This window comes from Cohnella sp. GCM10012308, from assembly GCF_042649185.1.
Taxonomy (GTDB): Bacteria; Bacillota; Bacilli; order Paenibacillales; family Paenibacillaceae; genus Cohnella.
In genome coordinates this window covers 291,044-314,984 of record NZ_JBHRYU010000004.1, presented here as the reverse complement: position 1 = coordinate 314,984, position 23,941 = coordinate 291,044, and the positions used below count along the sequence as shown (strand labels likewise).

General features: G+C 57.0%; 28 protein-coding genes. 17 read left to right on the top strand and 11 right to left on the bottom strand.

What is annotated here, in order from left to right; genetic code table 11:
* The first annotated feature begins 649 nt into the window (after window positions 1-649).
* The 8 genes from ACFOTD_RS08210 to ACFOTD_RS08175 all read left to right on the top strand — a co-directional run bounded on the left by ACFOTD_RS08210 (window position 650) and on the right by ACFOTD_RS08175 (window position 7,755).
* A complete protein-coding gene (locus ACFOTD_RS08210; protein ID WP_378117563.1) occupies window positions 650-1,765 on the top strand; it encodes a hypothetical protein in 1,116 nt (371 codons plus the stop codon).
* A gap of 26 nt (window positions 1,766-1,791) precedes the next feature.
* Window positions 1,792-2,343, top strand: coding sequence for a PspA/IM30 family protein (locus ACFOTD_RS08205; RefSeq protein ID WP_378117561.1), 552 nt, complete (start codon window positions 1,792-1,794; stop codon window positions 2,341-2,343).
* A 241-nt stretch (window positions 2,344-2,584) separates the two neighbouring features.
* Window positions 2,585-3,268 carry a Crp/Fnr family transcriptional regulator gene (locus ACFOTD_RS08200; RefSeq protein ID WP_378117559.1) on the top strand — a complete coding sequence of 228 codons (684 nt, stop codon included), beginning with the start codon at window positions 2,585-2,587 and terminating at the stop codon, window positions 3,266-3,268.
* Window positions 3,269-3,298: 30 nt separating this feature from the next.
* On the top strand, window positions 3,299-4,138 hold the full coding sequence (locus tag ACFOTD_RS08195) for an ABC transporter ATP-binding protein (protein ID WP_378117557.1): 840 nt from the start codon (window positions 3,299-3,301) through the stop codon (window positions 4,136-4,138).
* On the top strand, window positions 4,071-4,835 hold the full coding sequence (locus ACFOTD_RS08190) for an ABC transporter permease (RefSeq protein ID WP_378117555.1): 765 nt from the start codon (window positions 4,071-4,073) through the stop codon (window positions 4,833-4,835). Before ACFOTD_RS08195 ends, ACFOTD_RS08190 begins: the two co-directional genes overlap by 68 nt.
* Window positions 4,836-4,862: 27 nt before the next feature.
* Window positions 4,863-5,912, top strand: a complete 1,050-nt coding sequence (locus ACFOTD_RS08185) for an ABC transporter substrate-binding protein (RefSeq protein WP_378117553.1) — start codon at window positions 4,863-4,865, stop codon at window positions 5,910-5,912.
* Window positions 5,913-5,928: 16 nt separating this feature from the next.
* Entirely contained in the window at window positions 5,929-6,867 is a 939-nt protein-coding gene (locus ACFOTD_RS08180) for an MBL fold metallo-hydrolase (protein WP_378117551.1), read from the top strand.
* Between the two features lie 204 nt (window positions 6,868-7,071).
* Window positions 7,072-7,755: an alpha/beta hydrolase gene (locus ACFOTD_RS08175; protein WP_378117549.1), complete on the top strand. Its 684-nt coding sequence runs from the start codon at window positions 7,072-7,074 to the stop codon at window positions 7,753-7,755.
* 111 nt (window positions 7,756-7,866) lie between these two features.
* On the opposite strand, the gene ACFOTD_RS08170 is transcribed toward ACFOTD_RS08175, so the two are convergent.
* Window positions 7,867-8,247, bottom strand: a complete 381-nt coding sequence (locus tag ACFOTD_RS08170; RefSeq protein ID WP_378117547.1) for a MerR family transcriptional regulator — start codon at window positions 8,245-8,247, stop codon at window positions 7,867-7,869.
* A 91-nt stretch (window positions 8,248-8,338) separates the two neighbouring features.
* Between ACFOTD_RS08170 and ACFOTD_RS08165 the strand changes: the two genes are divergently transcribed.
* The 4 genes from ACFOTD_RS08165 to ACFOTD_RS08145 all read left to right on the top strand — a co-directional run bounded on the left by ACFOTD_RS08165 (window position 8,339) and on the right by ACFOTD_RS08145 (window position 10,352).
* Window positions 8,339-9,169, top strand: coding sequence for an SDR family oxidoreductase (locus tag ACFOTD_RS08165; protein ID WP_378117545.1), 831 nt, complete (start codon window positions 8,339-8,341; stop codon window positions 9,167-9,169).
* Window positions 9,170-9,428: 259 nt separating this feature from the next.
* The gene (locus ACFOTD_RS08155; protein ID WP_378117543.1) at window positions 9,429-9,620 is read left to right on the top strand and encodes a helix-turn-helix domain-containing protein; all 192 of its coding nucleotides are present in this window, start codon (window positions 9,429-9,431) and stop codon (window positions 9,618-9,620) included.
* Between the two features lie 70 nt (window positions 9,621-9,690).
* Window positions 9,691-9,972 carry an ArsR/SmtB family transcription factor gene (locus tag ACFOTD_RS08150; protein WP_378117541.1) on the top strand — a complete coding sequence of 94 codons (282 nt, stop codon included), beginning with the start codon at window positions 9,691-9,693 and terminating at the stop codon, window positions 9,970-9,972.
* The gene (locus ACFOTD_RS08145; protein ID WP_378117539.1) at window positions 9,969-10,352 is read left to right on the top strand and encodes a VOC family protein; all 384 of its coding nucleotides are present in this window, start codon (window positions 9,969-9,971) and stop codon (window positions 10,350-10,352) included. Before ACFOTD_RS08150 ends, ACFOTD_RS08145 begins: the two co-directional genes overlap by 4 nt.
* Window positions 10,353-10,831: 479 nt before the next feature.
* On the opposite strand, the gene ACFOTD_RS08140 is transcribed toward ACFOTD_RS08145, so the two are convergent.
* The 7 genes from ACFOTD_RS08140 to ACFOTD_RS08110 all read right to left on the bottom strand — a co-directional run bounded on the left by ACFOTD_RS08140 (window position 10,832) and on the right by ACFOTD_RS08110 (window position 16,991).
* A complete protein-coding gene (locus ACFOTD_RS08140) occupies window positions 10,832-11,413 on the bottom strand; it encodes an NAD(P)H-dependent oxidoreductase (RefSeq protein WP_378117537.1) in 582 nt (193 codons plus the stop codon).
* 219 nt (window positions 11,414-11,632) lie between these two features.
* Window positions 11,633-12,499, bottom strand: a complete 867-nt coding sequence (locus tag ACFOTD_RS08135; protein ID WP_378117534.1) for a metallophosphoesterase family protein — start codon at window positions 12,497-12,499, stop codon at window positions 11,633-11,635.
* A gap of 28 nt (window positions 12,500-12,527) precedes the next feature.
* The gene (locus ACFOTD_RS08130) at window positions 12,528-12,851 is read right to left on the bottom strand and encodes a DMT family transporter (protein WP_378117532.1); all 324 of its coding nucleotides are present in this window, start codon (window positions 12,849-12,851) and stop codon (window positions 12,528-12,530) included.
* A 14-nt stretch (window positions 12,852-12,865) separates the two neighbouring features.
* Window positions 12,866-13,747: an HAD family hydrolase gene (locus ACFOTD_RS08125; RefSeq protein ID WP_378117530.1), complete on the bottom strand. Its 882-nt coding sequence runs from the start codon at window positions 13,745-13,747 to the stop codon at window positions 12,866-12,868.
* Window positions 13,748-13,758: 11 nt separating this feature from the next.
* The gene (locus ACFOTD_RS08120; protein ID WP_378117528.1) at window positions 13,759-15,144 is read right to left on the bottom strand and encodes an ABC transporter substrate-binding protein; all 1,386 of its coding nucleotides are present in this window, start codon (window positions 15,142-15,144) and stop codon (window positions 13,759-13,761) included.
* 94 nt (window positions 15,145-15,238) lie between these two features.
* Window positions 15,239-16,081: a carbohydrate ABC transporter permease gene (locus ACFOTD_RS08115; RefSeq protein WP_378117526.1), complete on the bottom strand. Its 843-nt coding sequence runs from the start codon at window positions 16,079-16,081 to the stop codon at window positions 15,239-15,241.
* A gap of 28 nt (window positions 16,082-16,109) precedes the next feature.
* Window positions 16,110-16,991, bottom strand: coding sequence for a carbohydrate ABC transporter permease (locus ACFOTD_RS08110; RefSeq protein WP_378117524.1), 882 nt, complete (start codon window positions 16,989-16,991; stop codon window positions 16,110-16,112).
* Between the two features lie 228 nt (window positions 16,992-17,219).
* Here ACFOTD_RS08110 and ACFOTD_RS08105 point away from each other — a divergent pair, with 228 nt between their 5' ends.
* A complete protein-coding gene (locus tag ACFOTD_RS08105; protein ID WP_378117522.1) occupies window positions 17,220-17,783 on the top strand; it encodes a GbsR/MarR family transcriptional regulator in 564 nt (187 codons plus the stop codon).
* Window positions 17,784-18,010: 227 nt separating this feature from the next.
* On the top strand, window positions 18,011-18,616 hold the full coding sequence (locus ACFOTD_RS08100) for a DUF4304 domain-containing protein (RefSeq protein ID WP_378117520.1): 606 nt from the start codon (window positions 18,011-18,013) through the stop codon (window positions 18,614-18,616).
* Here the strand turns inward: ACFOTD_RS08100 and ACFOTD_RS08095 are convergent.
* Window positions 18,613-20,643 carry a Na+/H+ antiporter gene (locus ACFOTD_RS08095; protein ID WP_378117518.1) on the bottom strand — a complete coding sequence of 677 codons (2,031 nt, stop codon included), beginning with the start codon at window positions 20,641-20,643 and terminating at the stop codon, window positions 18,613-18,615. The two genes, ACFOTD_RS08100 and ACFOTD_RS08095, sit on opposite strands and share 4 nt — an antisense overlap.
* 295 nt (window positions 20,644-20,938) lie before the next feature.
* On the opposite strand from ACFOTD_RS08095, the gene ytxJ reads away from it, so the two are divergent.
* Window positions 20,939-21,277 carry a bacillithiol system redox-active protein YtxJ gene (gene ytxJ / locus ACFOTD_RS08090; protein WP_378117516.1) on the top strand — a complete coding sequence of 113 codons (339 nt, stop codon included), beginning with the start codon at window positions 20,939-20,941 and terminating at the stop codon, window positions 21,275-21,277.
* A 108-nt stretch (window positions 21,278-21,385) separates the two neighbouring features.
* Complete coding sequence (locus ACFOTD_RS08085; protein WP_378117514.1) at window positions 21,386-21,601, top strand: rhodanese-like domain-containing protein; 216 nt, start codon at window positions 21,386-21,388, stop codon at window positions 21,599-21,601.
* 92 nt (window positions 21,602-21,693) lie between these two features.
* On the opposite strand, the gene ACFOTD_RS08080 is transcribed toward ACFOTD_RS08085, so the two are convergent.
* Window positions 21,694-21,933, bottom strand: coding sequence for a hypothetical protein (locus ACFOTD_RS08080; protein ID WP_378117512.1), 240 nt, complete (start codon window positions 21,931-21,933; stop codon window positions 21,694-21,696).
* A 637-nt stretch (window positions 21,934-22,570) separates the two neighbouring features.
* Here ACFOTD_RS08080 and ACFOTD_RS08075 point away from each other — a divergent pair.
* Window positions 22,571-23,299 carry a hypothetical protein gene (locus tag ACFOTD_RS08075; RefSeq protein WP_378117509.1) on the top strand — a complete coding sequence of 243 codons (729 nt, stop codon included), beginning with the start codon at window positions 22,571-22,573 and terminating at the stop codon, window positions 23,297-23,299.
* Window positions 23,300-23,345: 46 nt separating this feature from the next.
* Here the strand turns inward: ACFOTD_RS08075 and ACFOTD_RS08070 are convergent, their stop codons facing one another.
* Entirely contained in the window at window positions 23,346-23,777 is a 432-nt protein-coding gene (locus ACFOTD_RS08070) for a hypothetical protein (RefSeq protein ID WP_378117507.1), read from the bottom strand.
* Between the last annotated feature and the right edge of the window lie 164 nt (window positions 23,778-23,941).

The window sequence follows — 23,941 nt, the reverse complement described above, 5'->3', positions numbered from 1 at the left end:
CCCTTAGCGTTCGATTGTGTTCGAGGAGTGCATGGAAGAAGCCAGCAATTTCGGAATCGCCTTTACAAATTTGGTCTACTTGTTCCTTGCTAAATTCCATCTCTTCACAATCCTCGTTTGGGTTTAACTACTAATTCTCGATGGGTATGCTTAAATCCCTTCTAGGTTAGAAAAAAACAAAAAATCCCCCCGCCGAGGGGGGGACCTAAGTAGTAACCAAATGTGCAGGTAAATATAACACACAAGCCGAAAATCCGGCCGATGAAGGAAAATACCTGTATTTTCGCATCTTTTATGTCCAAAAGGGCCGATATCGGCAAAATTACCTGTATATTTGCAGGCATTTCGGCGAGGGAGTGTCGCGGGAAGAGAGAGCGAAGCGGCAAGAGGGAGTGTCGCGGGAAGAGAGAGCGAAGCGGCAAGAGGGAGTGACGCGGACCACGATAGGCCGGCCTATCGGATCGGCTCGCGGATGAGCCGCCGACAGGCATTGCGCGCGAATCGCGTCTCGAATATCCGCCAAACCTAAACGGACCGTCAGGGGGAGCCTTCCTTCCTGGCGTTTTTTTTATTTTTTCCGTCTTTTTTAGCCTTGCTGCGTAAGCATTTATATTATGATGAAAACAATATGGGGTTGGAGGTCATGACGATGGGGCTGTTCAGTTGGATTCGCGAAAGCATGACTGGAGAAAAAGTATGTCCGATCGAGCATCTGGAGAGCTATAAAAGGCTTGGCGAGCAGGTGTACGATCTTCATGTGGAGCTGGCCGGGTGCGACAGTCAACGCGCGCTTGCTTATATGCAAGCCGCACGCTCCTTGCAGACGATGGCCGATGCGCTTATCGGCGATGCGTTCCCCAGCCTTGGCGGACAGGTAAAGCCGGTCCCCGTTATCACCCATGACCAGGCGGATATATGGTACGGCAAAATACCCGAGCTGATGATCGCCGCCCGGCAAGAGGCTGCCTTTGAGCGTTCGGCCCGCATCGAGCTTCCGATCCGCCTGGGACCGCAGCTGGAGGGCCCGCGTCCGTGCCCGGTCGCGCATCTTACCGGACTGCGGCGCGCTGCCGAACGGATGGACGACATGACCAAAGAAGCGGTCGATGCGGCTCGCGCGCAAGGGGAGCGCTTCAAGTCGGTCATCCTGCTGTATGAAGCGGCGCGAACGCGCAAGCAATCGGGGGACGCGATCGTAGGTAGCATATCGAGCGGCCGGCGGGTATCCGAGGAGACGCACGAGGATGCCGAGAAGCAGTATTGGCTGGCGCTCTCCGATTATTTGCTCATCGCGCAAGGGCTAAAGGCGCCCGATACGGTTGGGCACGACCGCCGTCCGGCTCCGGGGAATCCTGCCCCTTCGCTGCAGCGCTTGTGCAAGCTCGACTCCGACGATATCTGGAAGGTAACCGCAGTCAGGGCCAAAGACGCCATCAGCAGAGCAGGGGAATGGCAGCAAGCGGTCGATGACCTTCAGGAGCATTGGTCGGCTTGTCTCATAACGGAAGTGGAGCGGGAATACGAGATCACGGTCGAAGAGCTGCTCGAGAGAAATCTGATCGAGGAAGACGCGTATTGGTATTGCTGCCCTTTTCCGGCCGTCTATCGCGTTCGCAATTCCACCGCTTCCGTACAAGTTTTGGGGAGAACGATTCCGCGCGGGCATGTGTTCGTATTGGAATATGGAGACGATGGCGCCCCCAGCACCTTTATAACGGCCGCTTCGTTCCAGTCGGGAGCCGAACGCAAATATTGCGAGGATTAAAGTTGTAAGGAAGGGGAGACCCGCATTTGGGGCTGATTCGCCGTCTGCGTCATTTGTTCGGAGCCGATCGTTCGCCCGGGGAAAGCCCCGAGCGTATATTGAATGCCTACATCGAAGCTAGCTCCGAAGCGTTGCGCGAATTGTCCGCGACCGCGAAGCGCGTGCAATCGGATGGCCTGGTCATACAAGAAAAAATGAGCGCGATTCAGGCAGAGATGAAGCTGAAACGCGAACAGGCAGAAGAGGCTGCCCAAGCTTCGAACGCGGAGCTGGCACGCCGGCGGTTGGAGGAGGTTCACGACCGGCGCCTTATACATGAAAGGCTGCAGGAAGACGCTAACCGCAACCGGATCTTTGCGGATGAATTGTTGGATAAGCAGGAGACGCTGTCCGGTAAAATTCAAACCGCCAAGGCGATCGTCGAGCAGTATCAGACGAGGAGCCGCCGTGCCGCCTCTCTCATCGCAGCTGAAGAAGCCGCATCCGATATGGACGCAAAGGAAGCCTTGAACCGGCTCCAGGCGGATGCTTTTCTGGCCGAAGCCAAAGCGGAGCTGGAGCGCAGCAGGCCGTACTAGATACTCGCACGAGCTGGCGGCGCTGCCAGGTCGTTCGCTATAACAGTTGTCCTATAGGCCGGCAGGCCTTCGGACAACTGTTTTTTTTGCCTCCGCGGCGCTCTTCAAGAAATAAACCCCGATATTCAACTCAATTTTGTCGGCTATCCGACAGTTTTTGGTTTAAACTATGAAATATAATCATAAATACCGATGAGCTAACTTTGAATTAAGCGAACGACCAGAGAGGGGCGCATGGACGATGAACCAAGGGGGGATGTCCTCCTATTCGGAAGGAACCGCTGCCTCGGATAACGGCGAAGCCGAGCAGCTCGCGCTGGCTAAGCTTTTCGAGAAATTCGGCGCTTCCCGGGACGTGAAGAAAAACGACTTTATTTTCAGGAGCGAGGAGGACAGCCAGGAAATCTACTTCGTCCGGGACGGGCTGGTGAAAATCTCGCAGTTCGCGCAGGAGGGTCAAAGCATCACCTTGTTCTTGCGGCACAGGGGCGAGGTGTTTGGAGCGGCCGAGGTGCTGACCGGACAGAAGAGGCAGCGCTATGCGCGGTGCATAACGGACAGCCGAATTCTCTCGATCCCGGCCTCCTCCTTTACGGATCTCCTCAAGCAGCATCCGGATGCCCTCTACGCGCTCACGGTGGCCAACGCCCGCCGGCTGCTGCAGACGCAGCGCTACGTGGAGACGCTCATCTCGCGGCCGGTTGCCTGGAGGCTCGCGCAGCTGTTGCTGCAGCTTGGCGTTCGCGCGGGAAAGGAGACGGTCGTCACGCTTCCGCTGAGCCATGAGGAAATCTCCTACGTCATCGGCTGCAGCAGGCAGACGGTGACCGAGACGCTCGGCCGGTGGCGGGACGAAGGCATCGTTCGCTATGAGAAGAAGCAGGTCGTTATTTTCGATACGGATTCGTTTGAACGGCGCTTGTAACGACACGAAAAGCCATGGGGGTGGCGGAGCATGATCCGGCTAGAGGGAATTGGCAAGACATTTACGCAGCGGGGCGGAGCCAGCTACACCGCCTTGGACGACATCGCCTTCGAGATCGGGAAGGGGGAGTTAGTCTCTATCCTCGGTCCTTCGGGCTGCGGCAAGTCCACGCTGCTCAATCTGGTGGCGGGGCTTGAGCGGGCCGATTGCGGCAGCGTCGAAGCGAACGGCAAGGCCGTCACGGCGCCCGGTCCCGACCGGATCGTGGTCTTCCAGGACCATGCGCTGTATCCGTGGCTCACCGTGCTGGAGAACGTCGCCTTCGGTCTTAAGCAAAAAGGGGTCAAGAAGAAGGAGCGCCGCGAGCGGGCCATGGAGCAGATCCGGACCGTACACCTGGGCAAGTTCGCGGACCGATACCCTCATGAGCTGTCCGGCGGGATGAAGCAGCGGGTAGCGATCGCGCGGGCGCTCGTCATGGATCCGGAGATTCTGCTCATGGACGAGCCGTTCGCCGCGCTAGACGAGCAGACGAGGCTGCTGCTGCATAAGGAATTGGAGCAGATCTGGCTCAGCACGCGGAAGACGATCTTGTTCATCACGCACAACATCCGTGAGGCGGTCACGCTGTCGGAACGGGTGCTGGTCATGTCCACGCGGCCGGGACGAATCAAAAAGGAGTATCGCGTACAGGCGGCGCGGCCGCGGGAGCCCGGCGATTCCTTGCTGCACCGCATCGAGAGTCAGATCATGGACACGTTGGCCGTCGAGCTGGAGAAGGTGGCGAAGGAGGAATACGGCGATGACTACGCTTTGGAGAAAAGCCCTCTTTCTCCTTCTGCTGCTCATAATCTGGGAGACGGCATATAGGACGATGCATTGGGGCTGGCGCTTCCCGTCGGCGCTGCAGACGATGCGGACGTTCTACGACGGAATGGCGGACGGACAATTGCTCAAGGCGACGCTTGGCAGCTTGAGACGCATCCTCGTCGCCTTCGCCCTGTCGTGCGTCATCGGCACGACGCTCGGCGTCCTGTTCGCCCGAAGCAGGCTGTTGGACGAGACGTTCGGCTTCGTCGTCGTCGCGCTGCAGACGGTGCCGAGCATCGCCTGGCTTCCGTTCGCGATCATCTGGTTCGGTCTAAGCGACTTCGCCGTCGTGTTCATTACGACGATCGGGGCGACCTGGACGATGACGATCGCGAGCCGGAGCGGGATCAAGAACATTCCGCCGATCTATCTCAAGTCGGCGCAGATGTTCGGGACAGGGCGCGGATTCCGGCTCTTCTACCAGGTGATGGTCCCCGCCGCGATCCCGCAGCTCATCACGGGCATGCGCATGGCCTGGGCGTTCGCCTGGCGGGCGCTCGTCTCCGGCGAGCTTATCGCGCGCGGCATCGGGCTCGGCCAGCTGCTGGAGGAAGGGCGCAGCCTCGGCGACACGTCCCTGATGCTCTGCATCGTGCTCGTGATCGCGATTCTCGGCACGATCTCCGACCATCTCGTCTTCAAGCGGATCGAGGACCGGGTCCTGCTCCAATATGGCCTGAACACGGCCAAAACATAGGCCTAACTTAGAAAAGGGGATACAATCATGTCCAAAAAGGCGGTTTACGCGCGCTTTTCGATTGCGCTGATACTGATACTGGCGCTGCTGTCCGGCTGCGGCAATTCTCAACCGGGGAGCGATGGTTCCAAGTCTGCCGATCCGATTACCGTGAAGATCGGCTTGCTCAAGAACGTGACCCATGCCCCGGCATTTGTCGCGATCAAGAAAGGCTATCTGCAAGAACGTCTCGGCGCGAACGTGAAGATCGAAGTGCAGGGCTTCAACAACGGCTCCGACTTCTCGACCGCCATGGCGACGGGCGAGATCGATATCGGCTATGTCGGTCCAAGCCCGGTCATCAATCAATATGTCAGGAGCAAGAACATCAAGATTCTGTCCGGCGCGAACAACGGGGGCGCCGTGCTCGTGGCCAGAAAGGGCGCCGGCGTGTCGGGCGTCAAGGACCTGGCGGGCAAGCTGGTCGCCATCCCAACCAAGGGCAGCACCAACGAGATCTCGCTCCGCCTGCTGCTTCAGGAGCAAGGCCTCCAGGTGACGGCGGACAAGAGCGGGGTGCAGATCATCGCGATGGCGCCGGCCGATACGCTGACGGCCATGAAGCAAGGCCAGGTCGACGCGGCGCTGGTGCCCGAACCGTGGGGCACGCAGATCGAGAACGAAGGCATCGGCGAGATCGCCGTCGACTGGGATCAGATTCCGCCCAACAAGGGGAATTATCCGCTGACGATCGTCGTCGCAAGCGACGGCTTCCTGAAGGCGCACCGCGACCTGGCCAAGTCCGTGCTTCTCGCTAACGAGGACGCCATCCAATTCATCCAGGGTCACCCGGACGACACCTATGCGCTAGTCAGCGACGAGCTGAAGGAGCTGACCGGCAAGGGCCTGGACGTGGAGTTGATCAAGGCCGCGCTATCGCATCTCAGCCTCACGACCAACATTGACCAGGACGCCTTGCAGGCCATGGCTCAGGTCGCGGTCGATGCCGGCTACATCAAGGACGTGGGCGCAGGCGGCCTGGATCTGGCAGGCCTGTACGATCTGTCGCTGCTGAAGGAGACGCAGGAAGGCAAGTAGGCCGAGGAAGAGAGGGATGACTGCAGTGACAGAGATCTACATTCAGCCGCAGGAGAATTTACGCCCGGACTACCATGAGCATCTGACCGTCGTTCTTCTCGGTACCGGCTCCCCCCGTGCCTTTTACGGGCGCGCGAAGCCCGGCGTCGTCGTGCTCGCGGGCGACAAGGCGTTCCTCGTCGACTGCGGGGGCGCCGCGGTGGACCAGCTGGTCCGGGCGGGCGTCATGCCTCAGCGGATATCCGACGTCTTGTTCACCCACCACCACTACGATCACAACGGCGGATTTTTCGACGTGTTCATCACGAGCTGGCGTACGCATGTGACCGCCGAACGGGTCTTTGAAGGCCGCTCGGTGCCCATGCAGGTGTACGGACCGGAGACGACCAAGGCGATTATCGGCAAAATGCGGGAGTCGTTCGAATTCGACGTCAAGCTGCGCATCAGCTATAACCTGTCGGACGAAGCGGGCTCGCGCATCGAGTATACCGAATGCAACGAGGGCATTGTCTACGACAAAGACGGCATCCGGATTACCGCCTTCGAGGTGGACCATCGCCCGGTCTATCCGGCCGTCGCCTACAAGTTCGAGTATAACGGCAAAACGGCCATCATCTCCGGCGATACGATCCCGGTGGCGAGCATGGAGAAGCAAGCGGCCGGGGCGGACCTGCTCGTTCACGAGGCGTACAACAAGCCGTGGCTGGACGCCCTGATCGCGCAATATCCGCAGCACGGGAAGGCGCTGTCCAACCCCGCCAAGTATCACACGACGACGCTCGAAGCGGCGCAGATCGCGAAGCGGGCCGGGGTCAAGCATCTCGTGCTGACGCATCATATTCCCGCGCCGGAGGCCAACGAGGCGGCGGAGCAAGCGTACATCGAAGGAATGAGCGATATCTACGGCGGTCCGATCACGGTCGGCCGGGACTTGATGTCCTTCGAATTGAAGTAGCGGGCATCGCTTGCAGCAGGGGATGCGGGCACCTCTCGATCGCACTGGGCATAAGCTGATCAATGCCGTTTCGAGAGGATGTTGAGCATGTATCCTTATTACCCGGAAAATCTTCGCTTCCCCTGCTTCGACCGCGGGTATGGGCCCTCGGGTTACTACTTATCTCATGATGCAGGCCATTGGTTTGGGCCCGGCGGCGCCGCGTTGGAATCGTACAATAGAGATCAACCGCGTGCGCAGCAGCGGCTTACCTTCGTACTTGTGCATGGCTCTTGGGCAGACGCTCGCTTCTGGGGCGATATAGCGTCTGCGCTGCGCAGGAACGGGCATGTCGTCTATACGCCGGAATATGCCGGGCACGGCGAAGATTCGAACAAAAATGTCACGCATGCGATGATTACGAAGTCTGTCGTCGACTTTATAACGAAGCTGGACTTGCGGGATATCATTCTCGTCGGGCACAGCTTTGGCGGAACGGTTGTTCAGAAGGCGGCCGAACAGGTGTCTGCGCGCATTAAGCGTCTCGTCTTTTGGGACGCCTTCGTATTGAAGGACGGCGAATCGGTCGTAGACGAGGTGCCGCCTCAAACGAGGCAAGGCTTCGAACAGCTTAGGGCGAGCTCGAAGGACGATACGATTATGCTGCCGTTCCCGCTGTTTCGGGCGTTGTTCGTGAATACGGCTGCCTTGGACGTGGCCAAATGGATCTACGCAAGCGTCTCGCCGGAGCCGGCCAAGCCGCTTTTCGAGAAGCTGAATCTTAAAGCGTTTTATGCGCTGCCTACGCCCAAAAGCTATTTGTATTTTTATCAAGACAATGTGTTGCCGCAAGGAGAGGGCTATGGCTGGAATCCGCATATGTCCACGCGGCTCGTCTGTTCCGGCTGATCGTCGGCGATGGGGACCACATGACGGATTCGCGCACAAGGCCGGCTATGGTGGCGCAAAAGCTTTACGAGGCGGGGCGGGACTGATCGTCGAAGGTCGGCATCGCCCGGGTCAACGATGCTTTTCCCCGGAATCGCGCTGCAAGGCCATTTTGTATTCCAGCATCCGGTTAAGCGTGGCCAGCACCAGGTCGTATTCATCTTTCTTGCGCTCGATTTCTTTTATTTTGGATAAGACCCAGTCGATTCCCTGCTGCGTGGTCGTCGTATTCGTATCCAGATCCCGCAGGATTTGCTTCAGTTCCGTGAGCGAACAGCCGACGCTTTGGAATCTCTTGACCAGCTTCAGACGCTCGATCGCTTCGTCGTCATAACGGCGATAATTGTTGTTATCCCGCCCGACGTGACGCTCGTCCAATAGCCCTTCCTTCTCGTAGTAACGAATGGTATGGACCGATAACCCGGTCTCTACCGCGAGCTCCTGAATTTTCATGCGTTTTACTCCTCATTTACGGCTTGCCTTAGAGTCTACTCTATAGTTTACAGTAAAGCCGTGAGTATCAAAAGTAAAAGGAGAGATCAGCATGCGAATTTTCGTCACGGGAGCTACAGGGTATATCGGTTCGGCCGTCGTCGGCGAGCTTATTGGGGCAGGCCATCAGGTCGTCGGCCTGACGCGTTCGGATCGGGGGGCAGCGGCGCTTGCGGCAGCTGGTGCCGAGGTGCATACGGGATCGCTTGAGGACCTCGACAGCCTGCGCAGCGGAGCGGCCGCCGCGGACGGCGTCATTCACCTGGCGTTCAGGCACGACTTTTCCGACTTTGCGGGTTCGCTCGGCATGGATCTCCGTGCCGTCGAGGCGATGGGAACGGCGCTCAAGGGCTCCGGCAAGCCGCTCGTCATTACGGCGCACGCGAACGGGGAGGCGTCGGAGAATGCCGCGCTGGCGCTGGCGGAGCAAGGCGTACGGGCATCGATCGTGTCGCTTGCGCCGACTGTGCACGACGAAGGAGACAAGGGCTTTGTACCGAGACTGATCGAGATCGCCCGCGAAAAAGGCGTGTCTGCCTACATCGGCGACGGGACCAACCGCTGGCCGGCCGTACACCGCCTGGATGCGGCGTCTCTCTTTCGCCTGGCGGCGGAAGCCGCTCCGGCAGGCGCGCGGCTGGACGGCGTGCACGACGAGGGTGTGCCCTTCCGCGACATCGCAGGCGTCATCGGCAAGCACCTGAACCTGCCGACGGCGAGCATTTCTTGCGAAGAAGCGAACGTCCACTTCGGCTTCCTGGGCATGCTGGCATCGCTCGACATCCCGAGATCGAGCGCGCAGACGCAAGCGCTCCTGGGATGGCGTCCGGTTCACGCCGCGCTCATCCCCGACCTCGAGCAAGGGCACTATTTCGCCAAGTAAACGGTTCGCCGAGCTAAATCTGCCACTGAAGAGACGTGAAAGGCCCCTTGCGAAAGGGGTCTTTTAGCGTATTTGCTTAGTTTGCCTGAAGTGCCAACCTCCTGGCGTCTCTCGACTTGGACCAGAAGTACATGGCCATGCCAAAAAGCGTCAACAAGCCGCCTATCGACTGAAACAAGGTAATGTCCTCCCCCAATAAGAGGTGGGCAAGAATAATGGCGAGAATAGGTTCGCCGCTCGTCCGGGCGACGACCGTCTCATGACAGGCTTCAGCATTTCGTACCGCATCAAAAAAAGCTGCGAGTTCCTGGAATCTACGGCGAATCCGATAACGGAAATATCCCGAAGAGCGGGGTTCAATCACGTCGACCACTCTATCCAGTCCTTTAGAAAACATCGTGACACGACGCCCAAAGCGTATCGTAAAGGGCTCGGAAATGGAAATGAATAAGGGATTCAATATGCAACGGTTATGTTGCTTATGCTTGACATGCAACCTGTGGGTTGCTTATCATAAATGTATGAAAGTCGACAGAGATAAAATATTCAAAGCGCTGGGCGATTCTACGCGGCGGCTGATGTTGGACGAGCTGGCCGACCGCAAGGAGCAGACCTTGTACGAATTAACGGCGCGCCTTATCGTGAAGCACAACCTGGCCATTTCGCGCCAAGCCATTGCCAAGCACCTTGCCGCGCTGGAGGAGGCAGGGCTCGTACAGTCGCAAAAAGAAGGAAAGTACCGCGTCATCGTCTTCAACAACGAACCGCTCAAACATTTGCTGGAAGGATGGATCGACTCATGAAAATCATCGTGACCAGTTTATTCGTTCAGGATCAGGACCACGCCTTGAAGTTTTATACGGAAACGCTTGGTTTTGTGAAAAAGCATGACGTGCCTACCGGAAAGTTCAGGTGGATCGCGGTCGTGTCCCCGGAAGATCAGGACGGCACCGAGCTTATACTCGAACCGAACGAGCATCCTGCCGCCAAAGAGTATCAAAAGAAGCTCGCTGCGGACGGCATCCCGGCGACGATGTTCGGCGTGGCGGATATTCATGGCGATTACGAACGATTATCGGCAAGCGGCGTCAAGTTCACGATGAAGCCGACCAATATGGGCGACTTTACGATCGCGGTCTTCGACGATACGTGCGGCAACCTGATTCAGATGATGCAGCGGTAATTTCGGGTGGCGATATGCAGGTTGATGAGCGCGTGCGTTCATGGGGACGGGACTCTCGGATGCTGTGCGGGGCGAATCAACCTGTAATCTAGTTCCTGCTTAGGAACATGGAGGCGTTCCAAGCGCCAGGCCGGCTGGACTTGTTCCTACTTAGGAACACCGAGGCGATCCAAGCGCAAGACCGGCCGGATTTGCTCCTAAGTAGGAACAGCGAGAGACCCTATAAGCCAGGGCGGCCGGATTCGTTCCTACTTAGGAATACGGTGGCGATCCATGCGCAATGCCGGCTGGACTTGTTCCTACCCAGGAACACCGAGGCGATCCAAGCGCAAGACCGGCCGGATTTGTTCCTAAGTAGGAACACCGAGGCGCCCAATGCGCAATGCCGGGCGAACTTGTTCCTACTTAGGAACACCGAGGCTGCCCATGCGCACGGCCAAAAGAACCGTCAGGCGATCTTTCCCTGACGGTTGTTCGGCTTATAGGGAGTTAAACTTCTTCTCGACTTGTGCGAGCATGTCTTTGCGCGTCTCGTCGGTTGTGCTCGTTACGCCGCCGAATAGCAATTGATCGACGACTTCGATGCCGCAAAATTCAAAAATGCCGCCGCCGGAAGTTTGCTTCAAGGATTGGCTCATGCCGATGGAATCGTAAATTTCGCTTGGCGTCCCGTGCGTGTTGATAAGGAGCCCTTTTTTGCCGCTGAAGAGCTTGTCTATGCCGCCCTCGCTATTGTACTGATAAGCGAAGCCATAGGAAAACGTGCGGTCCACATACCCTTTGAGGATAGCCGGGAGCCCCGTCCACCAGATCGGATAGATGAACGTGATGAAGTCGGCTTTTGCCAAAAACGCTTGCTCCGCTGCAATGTCCGCAGGGGGATTGCCCGCGCGCAGCGCTGCCGTATCTGCCGGCGAGAGGACCGGGTTAAAACCAAGGCTGTACAGGTCGCGAACATGGACTTCATGGCCCTTGGATTTTAATGCGTTGACTGTCGTATCCAGAATGGCGTTGTTAAAGCTTCCTTCATGCGGATGCGCGTAAATGATCAGGTGATTCATGAATTTAACCTCCAGGAGTTAAAGGGGATTTGTTGTAACTAATTTGGTTACGATTATGATGTAACTTTATCAGTTACAACGTTTGAAGTCAAATATATTTCCGATGCAAATTTGCCCCTGATTACTTAAGGATGGGCAGGCGTTTCAGATTGAGGGAGAGGCCGGCAGCGAATAAAAAAGCCGGGCTGCTCGCGCAGACCGGCTTCTTCCTCTGCCCACTCAAGACTCCCTAGCGGGAACCGGCTTTAACGACACCTCGTACTGCGCCGACTTCACCCAGGTTCCCGTAGTGAAATCCCTGCCTTTTACAAGCACCCAATCCTCGTAAACCTCGACGTAGTAGCCCTGGCTGCCTTCCCTTCTTTCGTCCGCGTCCGTCCACAGGTAGGCGACGGATGCCGCATTGAACATGGCCGGCAGTTGGTCCTCGCCGCCTACATGATTGCGCGGGGCTTCCATTTCCCAATGCCCGTGCCCGGTAAAGAGGAACGTGCGCGGATGCTTCGCCAGAATCGCCTTTAGCTCGTCGTCCTGCGTGACGCCGTACCACTTTTGTTCTTCCATCGATCCGGCCGTCGTGTTCTTCAACGGTTGATGGAGAAAAACAAACGCAGGCTTGCCGGACGAAGCCGCCTCTGCCAGCTTGGCGTCCAGCCATTCGAGCTGCGCCGCCGACAGGTCGCAGAACAGCTCCAGGCCCCGCTCGGTCCCGAGGAAAAGAAAAGCGTAGCCTTCGATCCAGTGATCGTGATAGGCGGCCGACATGCCTGTCGCAGCCAGGAAGTTGCCGAGACGCGATTCCCAGATGCCCAGCCCCACGTCGTGATTGCCTGTCGCCATATAGAGGGGAGGCAGCCGGTCCTGATAGAACCCTCCGATCCGGTGCAGCTCTTCGTACTCTGCCGGAAACCCATGATCGGTCACGTCTCCGGCATGCATGATGCCGACGCTGTCCGTCGCGTTTTCCGCGATGTCCTTAAGGGCCTGCTCAAAATGCCGGTTGTAGAGATGCTCCGGGTCCGCAGTCACATGCGTATCGGTGATGACTTGGAACGCAATCACCGGTTTGTTGTCGCTCTGACTCATCAATGTCCCTCCCATGCCGACTGACGGATCAATGTCCGTTTTTGCTGATATTTAACCCGATGACGCCGACGATAATGATGCCGATCCATAGCATCGAGCTGAGCGGCAATTTCTCTTGAAAAATCATGTAGCCGGCAATCGAAATCAGAACGATGCCGATGCCGGACCAGATGGCATACACGACTGCAACTTGCATATATCCGAGCGCGAAATTCAAGCAAGTAAAGCTGATGCCGTAGAACAGAAACATCAGCAGCGATGGAACGAGACGCGTGAAGCTCTCCGACAGCTTCATCGAGATCGTGCCGGAGAGCTCGAAGGCGATCGCCAAGCTCAGCAAAAGCCATCCCATGTTTGTCGCACCTTTCATGCGGGGCTGTCTTCCTTCGTGATGCGCAACTCATGCAGGGTGAAGACGACCGCATCCGCTCCGTCCCAATCCGAACTCTCGCCCGGCGCGGCAGGATCGGCGGGTACGTTGCAGGCGGCAGGATCGGCAGGCTCGGCAATCGCGGCAGGATCGGCAATCACGGCAGGTGCGGCAATCGCGGCAGGCTCGGCGATCAGAATCGCCGCGGCCGCGCCGGCCTCCTTGGCCATGCGCATATCGCCTTGGGTATCGCCAATAACCGCGAAGCGCCCGCCCTGCAGCCCCAAGCGCTTGCATGCGAGCAGCGCCATGTCCGGGTAGGGCTTGCCTCGTTCGACCTGGTCCGTCCCGACAATCGCATCGAACCGCGCCTGAATCCCGAGCCAAGCCAAATGCTTGATAGCCGCATCCGTCTCGTCCGCGGTCACGACGGCGAGCGGCACGCCGGCCTCGCGGCATGCCTCGAGGAAGTCCAGCACGCCCGGCAGCAAGCGCGCCGCGCGCGTCGCTTCGAGCCGCGCGTCAGCCGCTAGCTTGGCTTCCGCCGCGAGCGTCTTGGCCTCCGCCCAGGACAAGCCGGACCGGTAGCCGTGCCAAGCCAGAATGGCCAGCATCTCGCCCACGGTTCCCATGGCCAGCGGTCCGTTCCGATCGTAGTCGACGACGTCGCCTTCTTCAGAGCGAAGCACCCCCCACAGCGCGTCCAGATCGACGCGGATCGGCGGCAGTTTTCTTTCCGTTAGCGAAGCGGAGAAACGGGCGAGCAGATGCTCGCTCCAGTTCCCCCAAGTATAGATGAAGTCCAGCAGCGTGCCGTCTTTATCGAATAGAATGCCGTCTATCCGATAGGACGCGCCGGCCGCATGTAGAACCGCCATGCGCGTTCCTCCTACTTGTTCACGCGATCCAGCTCGCGCTGCGCGGTTTCCTTCGCTGCCTTGAGCGCTTGCGCGGCCGGCATGTTCTTGATCTGAACGTTGTCCGCGGCTACCTTGAGCGCATCGGAGATCTTGCCGCCGGTCGGATCCGCGAACGGCGAGGAGCCGTGAGCTGCCTGCTGCAGCGGAATCGTGATCTGCGGATTCGTCTTGCTGAACTCTACGAACGCCGGATCCTGCTGAGCGGATTGACGCACCGCGATATAGCCGGTGTTCATCGACCAGAACGCCGTATTTTCCGCGCTCATGAAGTACTGGAACCACTTGAACGCCGCCGCTTGCTGCTCCGCGCTTGCCTTTGCCGGGATACCGGCCATGATCGCCTGAGCGACCGGCTTGCCGGCGCCGACGCCTTCCCAGCCCGGTTGTTCCATCGCGCCGACAACCTGGAAGTCCAGATCGCCTTGGTCGCCGCTGGAGCCCGTGTAGCCTGCAGCTTGACCCTTCATTACGTCGTCGATCGTCTTGTACCAGTACTCCCAGCCTTGTCCGCCGGAGTGAATGCGCATGATCTTGTCGTCATGAATCCACTTGCGGAACAGCTCCCACGTGTCCACCCACTCCGGAGAGTCGATCAGCACCGTCTTGCCGTCGTCGCTCAGGATTTTGCCGCCCTTGCCGAGCACGGCGTCCATCATGTTCTCATAGCCCCACATCGGCTCCCAGCCGTAGAACGTCGTTTTGCCGCCTTCCTTGACGGTCATCTTCTCGGCTGCCTTCGCCAGGGCTTCCCACGTCTTCAGATCCTCAGGCTTCAGACCCGCTTTTTCCAAGGCATCCTTGCGGTAATACATGACCTGCGTCGTGCCGTACATCGGCAGGAAGTATTGCTTGCCGTCCACCTTGCCTTGCTCGAGGAAGGTAGGGATGACGTCGTCTTTGTTAAAATCGGCGGAGGCCGCGATCAGCTCGTCCAAGGAAGCGTAGTAGCCCTTGCGCGCCCAATCCACGTTGGAAGACAGGACCGCGGCCGGCACGGTGCCGGAAGCGATCGCCGCCTGGAGCTTCTTCTCCGTCTCCGAGTAGTCGCCTTGAACGACCGGCTTGACGATGACTTCCTGCTGCGAGGCGTTGAACTTGTCGATCAGCGTTTGCATATTTTCGCCGAGCTTGCCGCCCAGTCCATACCAGAACTCGATCGTTACGGGCGCCTTCGGCGTTTCTGCCGATGCCGGGCTCGTCTCGGATGCGGACGCCGAAGCAGGCGCATCGGAGGAGGGTGCTTCGGAAGGCGAGGCCGCCGATCCTGCATTGCCCGAATTGCTCGAGCCGCAAGCCGTCAGAGCCATAATCGTCGCAAGTGCCAATCCCGCCGTCGTCTTTTTCATCGTTTTCATAAGTTGTTCTCTCCGCCTTTTCTTTGATATAGGTTTCTATCCGTTTTCGGTTTCTCTATGAATTTCTTCGTGCCGGAGTCTCTTCTGACTTGCGTTATCCCTTGCTGGCGCCGGCCGACAGATTCACGCTTTGCATGATCGTCTTTTGCGTCAGCAGGAACAGAACCAGCAGCGGCAGGATCGTGAATGCGCTGGCGGCCATGATGAGCGGCCACTTGAGCCCGTATGCACCTCCTTGCACGAAGAAGCTTCTCAGGCCGGCCGAGACGAGCTGCAGGTCCGGATTCTTGGTGATGAGCATCGGCCAGAAGTAGTTGTTGTACTGCTCGATAAAAGTGATGAGCGCCAGTACCGCAAAGGAAGAGCGGGCGAGCGGGAATACGATGGTCCATAAGATGCGCAGATGCGAAGCGCCGTCGATCTGTCCCGCCTCCACCAGCTCATGAGAGACCTGGAGGAAAGCCTGGCGGACGAGGAAGATCGAGAAAATGCTGACGCAATTCGAAAGAATAATGCCGGCGTACGAGTCCAGCAGGCCGAGGTTGCTCAGCACGACATAGCCGGGCAGGTAGACGGCGGTGACCGGCACCATGTAGCCGATGAGGATCAGCGCCGTGAACGCGTTTTTGAGCCGGAAGGACATATGTGTCATAGCGTAGGCCATCATACCGGAATTGATGATCTGGATGACGACGATCACCGAGGCGACCAGGATGCTGTTCCCCACATAGCGGGCGAACGGAGCGGCTGCCCATGCATCCGCAAAATTGCGCCAGAGCGGCTCGTGCGGCCACAACGTCGGCGGAAACTGCCAGATTTCATCGTTCGTCTTCAGCGCGCTCGTCGCCATCCAGTAGAACGGAAAAGCCGTGACGAGCGCGGCCGCAGCGAGAAAAAGGTGCGAGAGCAGGCGGCGGACGCCGCTGCGTTGGTGCATCGATATCCCTGCCTTTCGGATTCGCGGATCAGGAGTAATGAACGGTGCGGCGGCCGATCCCGAACGACAGCAGGGAGAGCGCGACGCATCCGACGATCAGAAGGATGGCGACGGCGGAAGCTTCGCCGATCTGGAAGGCGTCGAAGGCCGACAAGTAATAGAAGTAAAGCATCGTTCGCGTCGAGCCGGCCGGTCCGCCTTGCGTCAGCACGTTGATCTGGTCGTAGGCCTGCAGCGACGAGATCGTCAGGACGACGAACAGAAAAAAGGTCGTCGGCGAGATAAGCGGCAGCGTGACATGGCGGAACTTGTCCCAGCCGTTCGCGCCGTCGAGCTCGGCCGCTTCCAGGTAGTCCGGCGGGACGTTGCCGATCGCCACCAGATAGAAGATCATGCTCCAGCCGGCGGATTTCCAGATGGTGACGAGGAGGACGCTGACGAGCGCCCAATGCGGATCCTCCAGCCAGCGAACGCCGGACAAGCCGAAGGCATGCAGCACGTTATTCGCGAGTCCGACGTCCGGCTCGTAGATCCAGGACCATACGATAGACACTGCCACGGTCGGCGTTACCCAGGGCGAGAAGATCAGCGTCCGGTAGATCGCGCCGCCTTTTCGTTTACCGCTTAGCAGCAAAGCGAGCCCGAGCCCGGCGACCATGACCGGCAGCACGCTGCCGACGCAGAAGAGGAGCGTGACCCGAAGCGTCTGGTAGAACTCCGGATTTTCGAACAGATACCGATAGTTGTCGAGCCCGACGAACGTTTTGACCGGACTCATGAAGTCCCATTCCGTGAAGCTGAGGTAGATGACATAGCCGAGCGGGTAGAACCAGAATAGACTGAGCGGGATCATCGCCGGCAGCGTGAACAGCAGCGCTTTCCCTTCAGAGGCAAGCCTTGTCCGTCTCATGGGGTGGTCGGAGCCCCTCCTTTAATAGGATTCAAAAATCTCTTGATCTTCGTTATAATAGGCGTTGAGTGAAGCCGAATTACTGTTCTGTTCAAAAAATATTGTACGTTCATTCGTTAAATGAATGGTTAAAGCTCGATCATGAGAGCATTAAATTTTCGTAAAATACGGCAGATCGACGCGAAAGGCGCGGGCCGGGCGGAGCGCGGAGCAGGAGGAGGTTCGTTCGTGAAAAAAGCCAGCAGCAGCTTAAAGGAGCCTTCGTTGCCCCGCGAGGCGATACGCCATCAGGTGATCGACGCGATCGCGGAGACGATGGACTTGTACGGCGCCAACTATACGTTCGGGCAGCTGTACGGCATCATGTATTTCGAGGATAAGCCGATGACGCTCGAGGATATGCAGGGCTACATGAACATGAGCAAGAGCAACATGAGCTACGCCGTCCGGTCGCTTCTGGATTCCAGGATGGTGACCAAGCTGAAGGAGAAGGAGGAACGCAAGGACCTGTACGCGGCCGAGACGGACTTCTTCCAGGCGTTCCGCAACTTCTTCGCCGTCAAGCTGCAGCGCGAGGTCGACGTGATGCGCGGCGCCATCGAAGCGGCCATCCCGGAGCTGTCCGAGGTCATCCTGGACGCCGGTACGCCGGACGAGGAGCGCAAGCTCTGCCTCCAGGACCTGCACAAGCTGAAGCACGCCGTCGGCTATTACGAATGGCTGCAACGGTTCGTGAACGACCTGCAGGAAGGGGCGTTTTTCGAAAAAGCGGAGGGTTCGACGCAAGATTAGAGTTGGTGGGTTGAGCCTGGGACTGCGATGTGACGCCAAGATGCACAAGAAAGGTGCACGAAGCGGAGCGCTGGGCGAAGACATAGTCGAACCACGCCGTCTGTACAACAAGAAAGACGCCTCTTCCCAAGGCGTCTTTCTTGTTTTCCAAGAGCCGGTATAATTAGTTACAGTGCAAGCCAATCCGGGTTTGAATCAACCAGCAGTTAACACTGGGAGGAATCGTGATGCAGCAGCGCTTTAACGATCTGATTAAGCAGGATGTCAAGCCGTTTCTTGCCGAGCGCGGCTTTGCGAAGAAGAGCCTGAATTTCAGCAAAAGCACGGATGGCCTCGTCTACATGCTCAACTTCCAGAAGTCCGGCGGCAATTCGGCGGACCATGTGATGTTTTACGTCAACTGCGGCGTCTATTCGGCCGATCTGGCGCGTTTACAGTCCAAGGAAATACTGACAGCGCCCCAGGAGCCGGAATGCCACTTCAGAGCAAGGATCGAGGAACTGGCCAGGTCTGTCCCAGCGCGATTTTCGATCACGTCCGATACGAATATGGACGACTTAAGAGACACGCTGCTTAACGGGCTGGATGAGGTCCTTCAATTCTACGATACGATGACCGGCGCCAGATCCATCGTCGATTACTACGTCGCAGGGCCCTATTTGCATCTGGGCGAAGAGAGCTTTCAATTGCTGCTGCGAACCGGCGATGAAGCAGCGGCCAGACGCTATTTGAAGGCCCTGCAGGAGAAGCACGGGACGGAGAACCGCTGGACCATTTTCGAAAATAAATACCGTGCGATCTTCGAGCAATACGGCGTGGCGTATGAATCCTAATCAAGAGCCTCGCTTAATAATGTTGCTTCGCGTGTCCGAATCGTCCTGCGCAGCTTGTTGGCGACGTCGCGCGTGATCTCGTTGCGCTCAAACAACGATTGCACCTCGTCCCGCTCGGCTTGAATGGCTACCCACTGCAGGTCGCGCCGCACTTCCTCGTTGCCTGCAGGAGCCTTCCCGAACGAGTAGGGCGACGTCAATCTCGTGAGCATATGCTCGTACTGGCTCATGACGGCGGCCCTGGCGTCGCATATGCGTTCCGTGCGGAGAGAGGACAACGCGGCCTCGCACGTTTGCACCTTCAGCCCGCGGATCGCCTCCCGGTCCGCTTGCGACAAGTCCCGCATTGCCTTGAACCGGGACTCTTGCTTGGTCAGGAGCGCCTTCAACTCCCGCAGCCAGAATTTCACCAGCAGCTTGAACAGATTCGTGCGCACGGACAACACCATCGCCATCTGCTCCAGATTGCTCTGGAACAGCGAGGCTTGCGTCTCGGTGATCCGGTCTTCCCGCAGCAGCTTGTTCACCGTCCGCCGCTCCTCGTCGATCGCTTTGAGCCGCAGTTCCCGTTCCTCCAGGTCGTCCTTGCCGCGCTGTATCCGGCGCATATCCATTTCCGGATTTCTGCGCCAGCGCTCATAATCGGAGATGACGGCCGCCGACTCGACTTCATTGTCTTCAGTCGTCGCGGAGTGGACGGCGCGGATGGCCGCGCCCAGTATCAGCTTCTCTCCCTTGCGCTCGGCTGCCGCGAGCTCCGCCGCTCTGCTCTCGGCAGGGTGCTGCGCGAACAGCGGCAAGAGGGAGCTCGCCGCGACAAGCGACAGCAGGATAACGACCGCCGACAGGAAGATAACGAGACTTCGTTCCGGGAACGGCCCCCCATTGTTCAAGAGCAGCGGGATCGAGAAGGCGCCGGCGAGCGTTACCGCCCCGCGCACGCCTGACAGGGCGGTCATCGCCAGCATGCGGAACGAGATTTTGACGTTGGGCGCCGTCTTTTTGCCGATCCATCGACCGCCTCGAGAGAACAAGAATGCCCATACGAAGCGGAGGACGAGCAGCATGAGGAAGATCACGACCGCGTAAGCGATCACCTCGCCGTTGTTCAGCGTCGGCTCTTTGAATACCTCGTTGAACACGCTCGGCAGCTGCAGGCCGAGAATGACGAAGACGAGTCCGTTGAGAATGAACACGATGACGGACCATGTGTTATCCGACAGCTCATTGGACAAAGGCTTGATGCTGGCCATCCGGTCGCGCTCGATCGCGTGCACGACGCCGCCGGCGACGGCGGCCAGGATGCCGGACACCCCGAGGTGCTCGGCGATCATGTACAGCGCGAACGGCGTCAAGAGGTGGACGAGCATATGCATCGTCTCGTCCTCGAGCCCCGACCGGCGAAGCCACACCCGGACGCCGGAGATGAGCAGCGCCGTGACCGCGCCGACCGCGATGCCTCCGATCGCGATGAGGAGGAAGCTGACGCTTGCGTTCGCCAGCGAGAAGCTGCCGGTGAGCGCGGCGGCGATCGCGAACTTGAAGGCGACGAGACCCGAAGCGTCGTTCATGAGCGCTTCGCCCTCGAGCAGGTGCATGAGGCTGTTCGGCAGCCGGATGCGGCCCGCCAGGCTGCTGACCGCGACGGCGTCCGTCGGCGACAGGATGGCCGCTAGGCCGAACGCGACGGGCAGAGGAATCGACGGGATCATCCAGTGGATGGCGTAGCCGATCAGGAACACGGTTGCGAAAACCAGACCGACGGCGAGCAGGAGTATGGGGACGCGCAGCTTCCATAGTTCGGCCCTCGATACGTGCTTGCCGTCGTTATACAGCAACGGCGCGATGAACAGCACGAAAAACAGCTCGGGCTCGAGATGCATATGCAGGCCGGACGGGATGGCCGCGATGACGATGCCGAGCGCGATCTGCATGAGCGGCACGGGCACGAGCGGGAATTTGCCGCTCAGAATGTTGGATACGCCAACCAGCGCGAGTAAGATCAGGATCGTAAAAAATAATTCCATGGCGGCTCAGTACGTCTCCTTTATTGTGCTGGTGTTCGTCGCAAGGACTTCATCCATGAATGCTGTGCGTTAGCCTTCGAGTTACTTGGATTAATTATACTTCATCTCGGCGAGCACGGGAGAGGGGAACAGGATGAAACGCCAATGCAGCTTATCGAGACGTTCCCGCTCGGACAAGCGAACGAAGCCTTCGAACGCGTGATCGCAGCCAAGGCGCGCTTTCGTCCTGTTCTGCAATATGATAAAATTCAATCCAATAATTGATCTTAAAAAACGAAAGAAGGTACGTACGAAGATGGCCTGGAGAGAAATTTCGACGATAGACGAGTGGAATGCGCTAGTGGCCAAGTCCACGGAGCGCGGACAGGTTATTCTCAAGCACAGTACGACTTGTCCTGTTAGCGCCAATGCGCTTCATGAATATGAACAATATCTCAAGGATTCGCCGAACGCGGATGTCGACTATACGCTGGTCAAAGTTATCGAATCCCGCCCCGTATCGAACCAAATCGCCGAGGATTTGAGCGTCAAGCACGAATCTCCGCAGATTATTTTCGTCAAGGATAAGGCGAAGTATTGGAGCGCTACGCACTGGGCTGTTACAAAGGCGCACATGACGGCCGTTTTGGACTAACCTGAATTCGGTGATAGCCTGAGGCTATTGCCGTTTTTTATTAGGACGGAAAGAATTGATGCGAGGATGATTTCCTAAGGTGACCTGGACGATATTCAGACGCTAACGATGGACGAGGTCATGAAAAAGGTCAATGACGAGTCGATCTTTCTGCGGGATCTGAGGTCCAACGAGGAATACGAAGCCGGGCACATCGTGGGAGCTCTCTTTGTCCCCATGGCGGAGCTGGACGTTTTTATGCGCGATTTGCCTCATCATGCCGAAGTGATCGCCTGCAGGAGCACTTCCAACTCAAGCATTGCGCTTTATTCCGGAGCCGCGTGATGAAGCTCGCGCGAGGTCGCGCGGGCTTCGTCCGGCATATATAGCATAAGCGAGACACGACATCTTGCTTTTAACACGTTAGGCAGTGCCGGCTATCCTACGCCATCGCTTTCTAACAAGGAATAAAAGTGGTCCCGATCCTCGTCATCGAATTTGCCGAGCGACCTTATTTTTACATATTCATGCCCCCCGTACATATTTATTTCCTCGCCATAACTGTTAAATAGCGCGATCATATGACCGTCCCCATCCGACTCGCTGTACCCGTAACATTCTGCATCCGGCGCTTCGCCGTAAAGGCGTATAAATCGGATTTTATCCACGCTGTTCATACAGATCCCCCCTCCGTAACTCTCCATTTGGCTGAGGTTATTTTACATGGAGACGGATGAACAGGAAAAAGCCGAGGAAATCGATATGCGGCGCAATTCATCTCTTTGTTAAAGGTGCAAGAGGGGGTCTCTTGCTCTGTCGTTAAATTTCATACGATCTCTTGACGAGATGAGGTTAGCGGAGTACTATAGCGTGCCGGTTTGTCGAAGTAGGGCCTGAGCCTGCACTTATACAATCGGTGACTTACTTGATTATGATTTCCTTCGGCTTTGACGTTAAATGGAGATCCTGGCGCCTATCGAGCTTATCTGATGTGGGGTGGGCGGCAAAAATGCCTGCATTTGTACATGTATTTTCTACCGGCTCGCGCCACTTGAGGAAATGCCTGCAAATATGCAGGCAAATTCAAAGCGCAATCCGGAAATCGGGCTGGTGGAAGGAAAAAGATGTATATTTGCATCTTTACTCCTCAAATGGGTCGACGCCGGCCAAATTAGATGTATATTTGCAGGCTTTTTTCTTCTACGCTGTTTATTCAGCCGGTTCTACAGAGATGATTTCAATTTCCTTGCAGTACAGCTTGATTTCTTCTCTTTCATAATCGGTTATTCTATAGTCAATTCACGAGGTGTGCGAATGGGAAAAAGAAAATTTCTCTACATGGTCTACAACGAGAATGAGCAGTCCGTAACCTCTACGGGAATCGAATTTGCGGACTTTGTCCATGCCCTGCCAATCGGAATTAACCACATTCTGCTTCTCGATTCGGGGTATGCCGAGGGGGAATTTCACGCAGGACTGAGGATGGAGTACGTCAGAAAAGAGCGCCTTCAAGCTTTATACAAGGAAAACGTATATGCTTACGGAGACTTTTGCTGGGTGGACTTTGAGGAAGTGGCGGTCCTCAATAAGCTCGAGCCACAAGAGAAAGCGGAATTGTTATATCTGGGTCACTTCAAACAGCCGCTTGAAAGTCCGTTTTTCGAAAAGCTCTGCAATCAATTTGTATATCTGGCACACGATGATGGCTGGTTCAACAAGGTTTTTTATAAGAACGCCGAGCTTTACACGGGCATGTTGAGGCAATTGGTTGCAAACCGGTTGAAGACGTATGGACTAGATACACCGCCCATAACTGCGGACGTCGGTGAACAGTTAAAGTTATTCGCAAAGGACGGCTTATTAATAGAGAGTTCTAGGTTGGTTAAGTCTCATACCGGCGTGGAGGTTCCACTCCATGTCATAGGAACAATCACGAATCACGACGAGTTGTATAACAACATAGAAAGATATAAGTCCGAGGCCAGGTCGCAGCATTGGCTTGTGTATAAGAATGGAGAATGGACGATACGGCAGCATCACTAAACATAAGTTTCAGTAAATGAGTTTGGCTTGCTGGATACCCGGTTGTTTAAGGATGCTCCCTTGTCAGTGCGTACGCCTCTACAATTTTTTTAGCCCGCGACACCGCCTGCCGTTCGCTAAAGGGCGCATCCGTAAGCCATTGCCGGTAATGCACGAGTTCATGCGCAATGGAGTGCAGGAATCCGGCCAACGCGTGGTCGTTTCCAACTTTAATCAACAATTCTTTGTAATCGCCGGTTGCGACTCGGATATAGGGCTCGTCGCTCTTGTTAAAGGGGGCAAAAAAAGAGGCTGTGACCTGCTGGCGGTCACGGGTTCGGATGCGATAATCCTTTTTCAAATAGATGACGACTCGGATAGGAAAATCCATCGTGAGGCGCAGCCATTTTATAAATTCGAGACAAGCCCTTCGTACTTCGGGATGGACGCCGGGCAGGCTCCTTGTCCGCAATCCTGTTCTTGTAGGCAAGTCCGCCATAAAAATCACTCTTGACTATAATGGAATATGCTTCTTACATCCATTACACAATCGATTCAATGACGAATAAACGGAAATTCCGATCTCTTCTCCTGGCACGTCAACCGTAATGTAAAATTCATACGCCATTCATAATCGATGCGTAAGCTGATGCTGAATATATA

What these genes read in the sequence shown, in the direction of transcription:
- ACFOTD_RS08210 (WP_378117563.1), top strand. Translation starts at nt 650, where the DNA reads ATGGGGCTGTTCAGTTGGATTCGCGAAAGCATGACTGGAGAAAAAGTA.
- ACFOTD_RS08200 (WP_378117559.1), top strand. Translation starts at nt 2,585, where the DNA reads ATGAACCAAGGGGGGATGTCCTCCTATTCGGAAGGAACCGCTGCCTCG.
- ACFOTD_RS08195 (WP_378117557.1), top strand. Translation starts at nt 3,299, where the DNA reads ATGATCCGGCTAGAGGGAATTGGCAAGACATTTACGCAGCGGGGCGGA.
- ACFOTD_RS08190 (WP_378117555.1), top strand. Translation starts at nt 4,071, where the DNA reads ATGACTACGCTTTGGAGAAAAGCCCTCTTTCTCCTTCTGCTGCTCATA.
- ACFOTD_RS08185 (WP_378117553.1), top strand. Translation starts at nt 4,863, where the DNA reads ATGTCCAAAAAGGCGGTTTACGCGCGCTTTTCGATTGCGCTGATACTG.
- ACFOTD_RS08180 (WP_378117551.1), top strand. Translation starts at nt 5,929, where the DNA reads ATGACTGCAGTGACAGAGATCTACATTCAGCCGCAGGAGAATTTACGC.
- ACFOTD_RS08170 (WP_378117547.1), bottom strand. Translation starts at nt 8,247, where the DNA reads ATGAAAATTCAGGAGCTCGCGGTAGAGACCGGGTTATCGGTCCATACC.
- ACFOTD_RS08165 (WP_378117545.1), top strand. Translation starts at nt 8,339, where the DNA reads ATGCGAATTTTCGTCACGGGAGCTACAGGGTATATCGGTTCGGCCGTC.
- ACFOTD_RS08155 (WP_378117543.1), top strand. Translation starts at nt 9,429, where the DNA reads ATGACAGGCTTCAGCATTTCGTACCGCATCAAAAAAAGCTGCGAGTTC.
- ACFOTD_RS08150 (WP_378117541.1), top strand. Translation starts at nt 9,691, where the DNA reads ATGAAAGTCGACAGAGATAAAATATTCAAAGCGCTGGGCGATTCTACG.
- ACFOTD_RS08145 (WP_378117539.1), top strand. Translation starts at nt 9,969, where the DNA reads ATGAAAATCATCGTGACCAGTTTATTCGTTCAGGATCAGGACCACGCC.
- ACFOTD_RS08140 (WP_378117537.1), bottom strand. Translation starts at nt 11,413, where the DNA reads ATGAATCACCTGATCATTTACGCGCATCCGCATGAAGGAAGCTTTAAC.
- ACFOTD_RS08135 (WP_378117534.1), bottom strand. Translation starts at nt 12,499, where the DNA reads ATGAGTCAGAGCGACAACAAACCGGTGATTGCGTTCCAAGTCATCACC.
- ACFOTD_RS08130 (WP_378117532.1), bottom strand. Translation starts at nt 12,851, where the DNA reads ATGGGATGGCTTTTGCTGAGCTTGGCGATCGCCTTCGAGCTCTCCGGC.
- ACFOTD_RS08125 (WP_378117530.1), bottom strand. Translation starts at nt 13,747, where the DNA reads ATGGCGGTTCTACATGCGGCCGGCGCGTCCTATCGGATAGACGGCATT.
- ACFOTD_RS08120 (WP_378117528.1), bottom strand. Translation starts at nt 15,144, where the DNA reads ATGAAAACGATGAAAAAGACGACGGCGGGATTGGCACTTGCGACGATT.
- ACFOTD_RS08115 (WP_378117526.1), bottom strand. Translation starts at nt 16,081, where the DNA reads ATGCACCAACGCAGCGGCGTCCGCCGCCTGCTCTCGCACCTTTTTCTC.
- ACFOTD_RS08110 (WP_378117524.1), bottom strand. Translation starts at nt 16,991, where the DNA reads ATGAGACGGACAAGGCTTGCCTCTGAAGGGAAAGCGCTGCTGTTCACG.
- ACFOTD_RS08100 (WP_378117520.1), top strand. Translation starts at nt 18,011, where the DNA reads ATGCAGCAGCGCTTTAACGATCTGATTAAGCAGGATGTCAAGCCGTTT.
- ACFOTD_RS08095 (WP_378117518.1), bottom strand. Translation starts at nt 20,643, where the DNA reads ATGGAATTATTTTTTACGATCCTGATCTTACTCGCGCTGGTTGGCGTA.
- ytxJ (WP_378117516.1), top strand. Translation starts at nt 20,939, where the DNA reads ATGGCCTGGAGAGAAATTTCGACGATAGACGAGTGGAATGCGCTAGTG.
- ACFOTD_RS08085 (WP_378117514.1), top strand. Translation starts at nt 21,386, where the DNA reads ATGGACGAGGTCATGAAAAAGGTCAATGACGAGTCGATCTTTCTGCGG.
- ACFOTD_RS08080 (WP_378117512.1), bottom strand. Translation starts at nt 21,933, where the DNA reads ATGAACAGCGTGGATAAAATCCGATTTATACGCCTTTACGGCGAAGCG.
- ACFOTD_RS08075 (WP_378117509.1), top strand. Translation starts at nt 22,571, where the DNA reads ATGGGAAAAAGAAAATTTCTCTACATGGTCTACAACGAGAATGAGCAG.
- ACFOTD_RS08070 (WP_378117507.1), bottom strand. Translation starts at nt 23,777, where the DNA reads ATGGCGGACTTGCCTACAAGAACAGGATTGCGGACAAGGAGCCTGCCC.